Origin of the sequence: Burkholderia sp. AcTa6-5 (assembly GCF_017815075.1) — a bacterium.
GTDB classification, from domain to species: Bacteria; Pseudomonadota; Gammaproteobacteria; order Burkholderiales; family Burkholderiaceae; genus Burkholderia; species Burkholderia sola.
This window is the reverse complement of record NZ_JAGIQE010000016.1, coordinates 175,479-181,485: the sequence shown is the minus strand read 5'-3', so window position 1 is coordinate 181,485 and position 6,007 is coordinate 175,479. Positions and strand designations below refer to the sequence as shown.

Annotated in this window: 3 protein-coding genes and 1 pseudogene; 3 read left to right on the top strand and 1 reads right to left on the bottom strand. The window is 56.1% G+C overall.

Annotation, left to right across the window (positions count from 1 at the left end):
• Positions 1 to 188, top strand: a 188-nt coding sequence (locus tag J8I33_RS22030) for a hypothetical protein (protein ID WP_209939075.1), incomplete at its 5' end; no start/stop codon positions are given.
• A 298-nt stretch (positions 189 to 486) separates the two neighbouring features.
• Positions 487 to 2,850 carry a protease pro-enzyme activation domain-containing protein gene (locus J8I33_RS22025; RefSeq protein WP_209939074.1) on the top strand — a complete coding sequence of 788 codons (2,364 nt, stop codon included), beginning with the start codon at positions 487 to 489 and terminating at the stop codon, positions 2,848 to 2,850.
• A gap of 50 nt (positions 2,851 to 2,900) precedes the next feature.
• Here the strand turns inward: J8I33_RS22025 and J8I33_RS34555 are convergent.
• A pseudogene (locus tag J8I33_RS34555) lies at positions 2,901 to 3,353 on the bottom strand (hypothetical protein); the annotation flags it as partial.
• A gap of 399 nt (positions 3,354 to 3,752) precedes the next feature.
• On the opposite strand from J8I33_RS34555, the gene J8I33_RS22015 reads away from it, so the two are divergent.
• A complete protein-coding gene (locus J8I33_RS22015) occupies positions 3,753 to 5,987 on the top strand; it encodes a S8 family serine peptidase (RefSeq protein ID WP_209939073.1) in 2,235 nt (744 codons plus the stop codon).
• The last annotated feature ends 20 nt before the right edge of the window (positions 5,988 to 6,007 follow it).

The window sequence follows — 6,007 nt, the reverse complement described above, 5'->3', positions numbered from 1 at the left end:
ATGATCTGGCTGTCCGTGAATCTCGACTTCTTCATTCTGTAGAACTCCCTCAACGAGAAAATTCTACTTCTGATCCCACCGGTTCTGCGGGGGGATTACCCAAGCAAGTGCGTGTCGCAAGCTTGGCAAGCAGTTTTCCAAACATATTAAATTTCTTGCAAGTTCCAATGTTGGTTGGTTTTTCGTGATTTCATTCTGTTTGTGAAATTAACGTGCGAATATCGTCGTCACCCCATCTCGATATTTAACAATTCTTAAACCTCGGTGAAACTCCGTCGAGTTGATTGACTATTGGTTCGCTCCTGCGTATGTTTAACGACGGGGCTGAACTCGATTGACTGCGGTGCATTTGTTCGCTCTTGCTTCCTTTCTTCATGTGTCGAACATATCGGCGTCAAAGAAAAGTCGCTATCGTCGACACGCTGTTGTGGCGGAAGGGAAAATGTAAGAAATCAAATAAATAATCAATAAATCGAGACCAATTCAATGAAAACCGGACACATTGCCCGATCGTTGATCGGGGTGCTTGCGGCGTTAGCACTAGGTGGTTGCGGGGATGGCGATAATTCAGCGGCGGCTACCGCGCAGGCTTACAAGTTATCGACACTGCGGGCCTCCGGAAATATTGTGAGCTCGGCGCCTTTGAGCGCTACGGCGCCCATCCATGTCGCGTTGGTTCTGAAGCTGAACAACGAAGCCGAGCTCGATGATTTTTTGCGGAGAGCAAGGACGCCGGGTAACGCCAGCTTCGGGGCGGTCCTGAGCTCGGCGCAAGTTGCTGCAAGATACGCGCCTACTACCGGGCAGGTCTCCACCGTGAAAGCCTATTTGCAAAATAGTGGTTTCACGAATATCAAGGTGGCCGGCAACAACATGCTTGTCGAAGCCGATGCGCCAGCCAATGTGGTCGCCGGCGCGTTCCGGACGACACTGGTATCGGTCGCAATGGCGGATGGAAGTCAAACGCATATCAACACTACCGCCGAGACGGTGCCCGATGCCATCAGCGGCATCGTTCGGTCCGTTTTAGGTTTGGATACGGCCACCCGCTTGCGCACACACGGTATCCGGGCTTCTGTCTCGTCAAGCGGTCCGAATGCGAGCGACTCGCCGACAACCGCGGCAGTAACCGCGGGGCATAACCCTACGGCCTTTCCCGCCATCTACGCCGTGGGCAACACTCCGACGGGCGGCGACATCACCGTCGGTATCATCGCCGAAGGAAATCTCTCGCAGCCTCTTGCTGATCTGACTACGTTCACAAATAACAACCGATTGCCCGCTGTACCCGTTTCGGTAATCAATGCAGGAACGCCAAGTTCTGATACGAGCGCGAACTCGGAATGGTCGCTCGATAGCCAGAGCATTGTCGGTATGTCCGGTGGCGTGCGGCAACTCAATTTCTATGTTGCATCATCCTTCGCATGGAGCGACATGGCCAGCGCCATCAATCGGGCGGTGTCGGACAATACTGCTCGGGTCATCAACATGTCGATTGGCGGATGCGAGAATTTCGCACCGACAGCGTCGATCGATCAGATGCTCAAACTCGCCGTCGCGCAAGGGCAGACATTCTCGGTGAGCACCGGCGATTCAGGCAGCGTTGCGTACGGTTGCTCGGGAACCTCGGTGGAATATCCCGCCAGTTCGCCGTACGTTGCCGCCTTGGGCGGCACGACTCTGTACACGAATGCGGACGGAAGCTATGCCGGCGAGACGGCGTGGAGCTCGGGCGGTGGCGGCATCAGCGTCGTGGAACCCATTCCGTCGTGGCAATCGAACGTACCTCAGCTCAATGGGCGGGCCAATCGCGGCACGCCAGACATTGCGTTTGATGCTGATCCCAATAGTGGTGCGCTGATCATCGTAGGAGGCCAAATCCAGCAATGGGGTGGGACGAGTCTGGCCGCGCCCTTGTTTGCCGCGACGTGGGCGCGCATCCTCTCCGGCAGTTGCTCGGCGAATCCGGGATTCGCACCGCCGGCGCTATATGGCTTTCAAGCGACGACCCCGTCCATTTTCCGCGATATCTCCAGCGGTTCGAACGGTGCATACAGCGCGGGTCCGGGATGGGATTTCGTGACCGGTTGGGGCACGCCGAACGTCAGCGTATTGCATTCCGCGATCTGCGTTCCAACGACGCCGATCTATGGCGGCAATCTCAACGAAGGAACGACGCTGAGCCCGGGCCAAGTCGTGTATTCGGCCTCCAGAAGCCATAAACTCGTCATGCAATATGACGGTAACCTCGTGCTTTACAACGTGGGTAACGGTGCTGCGATATGGAATTCCGGAACGTCGGGAAATCCGGGGGCTTATGCCGCTTTCCAGCTTGACGGGAACTTCGTTGTCTATGGGGCGGGCGGCAAGGCGCTGTGGTTTTCGTCGACCACCGGCACGCCTTATGATCAACATCTCGCCGTACAAGATGACGGCAACATGGTGATCTACGAGGCACATGTGCCTTTGTTTTACACCGCGACCGCTACGACGGGCTATCCAAACTCCCCTGGCGGCCCTGCTGTCTGGAATGGCGGCACCACCCTCGTGAGCGGCCAGAATTTCACTTCGGGCAATGGCGCGAATGTGCTGGTCATGCAGGGTGATGGCAATCTGGTGCTGCTTCGCCAGGGGGTTCCGCAATGGAATTCAGGGACGTTCAATCATCCCGGGGCATATGCGACGATGCAAACCGACGGCAATCTGGTCGTCTACAGTCCGGCTGGCGTTGCGCTGTGGAATTCCGGCACGGGCGGACATCCGGGGGCAGCGACTTACGTTCAAGACGATGGTAACGTCGTGATCTATGCGCAGGTACCGCACTGGAGCACCAATACCGCAGGAAGCTAACATTCTTCGGTCGGTGGAGGCCGGCACCATCACGCTGGCCGCCGCCACCTTCAAGATTCCCGCCTCTCATTCCTCGCCATCATCCACCGCGGCACTCTGAACCTGACGATGCTGAGATAACGCCACACACGCCAGCGCGAACAGCACCACAAAAACGAGCAGATGCACGGTATACCACCAGAACCGCGTCGCTGGAATCACCGTGTCGAGGCACGACAGCCAAAGACAAGGTGAGGGAGGGGGATCGAAATCCGCCGCGTGGGATTGACCGGCTCTGGAATTTTCGGACCAATCGAAGCCGTCGATGAGGTTGGTCCGTTCGCGAGCACCGCGATGGCGAGCACCGTGATGAACATGGAAATGGCGACGCAGCCGGGCGGGAAGTCGAGCGGCGACACGCCGATGCGCTTGATCGCGATGCCCAGCAGCCAGAATGCCAGCGCAGCCGCGCCCGTCGTGCACAGCAAGCAGCGCCGCGCGGTGACATGTGCTTGGTCAAGATCGAGAAAAAAGAAATTGCTGAATAACGAAGTGGGCTCACTCTCTCGATATGGACATGCCTTAATCTATGGCCATTTCTCGAATTCATGCTGTAAAAATTTCGAGATTTAATCTCGATTATTTTTATTAATTTAACGGACCACTGCTTAGCGTGGAGAATTGTGCGCTTTCGTGCTTTGAATATTCGATCCGTTATAGCAACATCTTCCATGCGCTCATTCAGCTTGTCGTCGCGTCACCAACTCGACATTTCGCTTGCCGAACCGGTGTTCTGTGATGTCCCACCCTGCCTTGAGACGCGGGCGGAGGATACAGTTCCCGGCCTGTTCGAACCATGAAATCGTGCGGGCAGCAGCAAGTCGATCCTTGGTCTGGTTTTATAAATAAAGCGAGGGAAGAAATTGAGACGTCGAATCTTTACAGTAATAGAAAATCAACGACAAAAATTGCAATCAAGAGCAGGTGCGACCGCTGTCCTGTTACTGTCGATGACATTGGCCGCTTGCGGTGGCTCGGATGATGAAACCACGTCGGCAGTGGCAGAACGACAGGCGGCTATCGTTGCAAACAAACAGCCAGTCAATAGTGGAGGGCAATACGACCAATTCAATCTCCAGGCGCTGCCGGAAACTGCCGAGACTGACCGCTTCATCGTCAAATACAAGGAAGACTCGCGACTGCGTCGCGATGCAGCCAGCGTCGATGCACGCGTGAACGAACGCACGCGTTCGATGCGAATGCATGCACGCCACTCCCTCCGCCTGGCAACGGGTGCTGATGTGATCGTCACCGATCGCAAGCTGACTCGTGAGCAGGCAAAGTCATATATGCAGCAGATTCATACTGACCCGGAGGTGGAATATATCGAGCCGGATGTACGAATCTTCCCGCAAATGGCCCCCAACGACCCTGGGTACTCCAGGCAATTTGGTTACTGGGGCTCGCAAAGATCAGCAGGAGGAATCAATGCGGAAGAAGCCTGGGATATCGCCAACGGTGCTGGCATCACAATAGCTGAGCTCGATACTGGCATTGCCTTTCATGGAGACCTTGATGGCAATATCCTGGCCGGTACCGAAATCAGCCGGGGGCGCTTCAGCGGTGATGGGCGGGATCGCGGAGTCACGACGGAAAGCTGCCAGCCAAATTGGCATGGTACCCATGTCGCAGGAACACTGGCTGCCTCGACGAATAACGGGGCGGGTGTGGCCGGAACAGCGTGGGGCGCCAAAATTGTACCGGTGAAAGTTTTGCCTACATGCGGCTACGGCTATCTTTCAGATACGGCTACTGGTGTTATTTGGGCTTCTGGTGGCGTCGTTCCTGGCGCACCAGCCAATCAGCTTCCCGCTCAAGTCTTGAATTTGAGTCTTGGGGGCGTGGGCGTTTGCTCCCGTACCATGCAGGATGCTATCGATAGCGCGCTCAGCCGCGGCACCATTGCAGTTGTTGCCGCAGGGAATGCCGGAGCAGACGCGATGAGCCAAACGCCGGCAAACTGCAACGATGTGATCACTGTTGCAGCGCATAAATCAGATGGCGCTGTTGCATCGTTCTCTAACTGGGGCAATCGGATCGACATTTCTGCACCCGGACAGAACGTCTATTCAACGTGGAAAAGTGGAAGAGATGCTTCCGCAACCGATAGCTACGCGACGATGGATGGGACTTCCATGGCAACCCCTCACGTGGCAGGCGTGGTGGCACTGATGCAGTCGGTAGCGGCTCCCAGGCGCCTCACGGTCAACGAAGTCAAGAACATATTCAGAAGCACAGCCAGACCGTTCGCCGTGCAACCTCATAACCCCCAGGGCCCAGGAATTCTTGACGCAAGAATGGCGGTATTGGTCGCAAGGGATGCAGGCGCGTCTCAGAGTGGGGTTTTGAGTATTAACCAATCAGCATGCTCGCCATCTGGCAAGGTCTGCTTGGTTATGCAGGGTGATGGCAATCTCGTGCTCTACCCATCGACGGGGGGGCAGGCGCTTTGGGCGACTGGGACGCAAGGAACGGGAGCCACTCGCGCCGTAATGCAAGCCGATGGAAATCTTGCGCTGTACACCGCAGCGAACAAAGCTGTCTGGTCCACCCAGACGAACAACCCCGGCACTTTTCTTGCCGTACAAGATGATGGGAATGTTGTCGCCTACTGGCCTCGACCGATTTGGCATAGCCAGACCTCGGACCTTGCATCTGCCACAGGCGAAAACGCGGTCATTTTTGGTCCGGGAACTCAACTGACCGTGGGCCAATGCTATGCCGTCGGCGCATTCTGCTTGGTCTTCCAAGCGGACGGCAACCTTGTCTTGTACAAGAATCGCGCAAACGCTGTTTGGAATTCAGGCACATATGGAAGAGGGGCCGTTCGCGCAATCCTGCAACCGGATGGCAATCTGGTGATCTACAACAGCAGCGGCGTAGCGCTCTGGGCCACACACACGGCTGGAAATCCCAATGCATATCTTGCGTTGCAGGCCGATGGCAATTTGGTGATGTACTCCAATACGCCAGTATGGAGTCGCATGACCGGAAGCATGTCACCTGGGCCCGCCGCGCAACCATTGCCTCGCCCTGCGCGTTGCTATGATATTGGACAGTGCAACTCATCGACAATTTCCCCGTATGCGAGCCGTTAGCGGCGTCCTTGCCTAGCGAT

What these genes read in the sequence shown, in the direction of transcription:
- J8I33_RS22025 (WP_209939074.1), top strand. Translation starts at nt 487, where the DNA reads ATGAAAACCGGACACATTGCCCGATCGTTGATCGGGGTGCTTGCGGCG.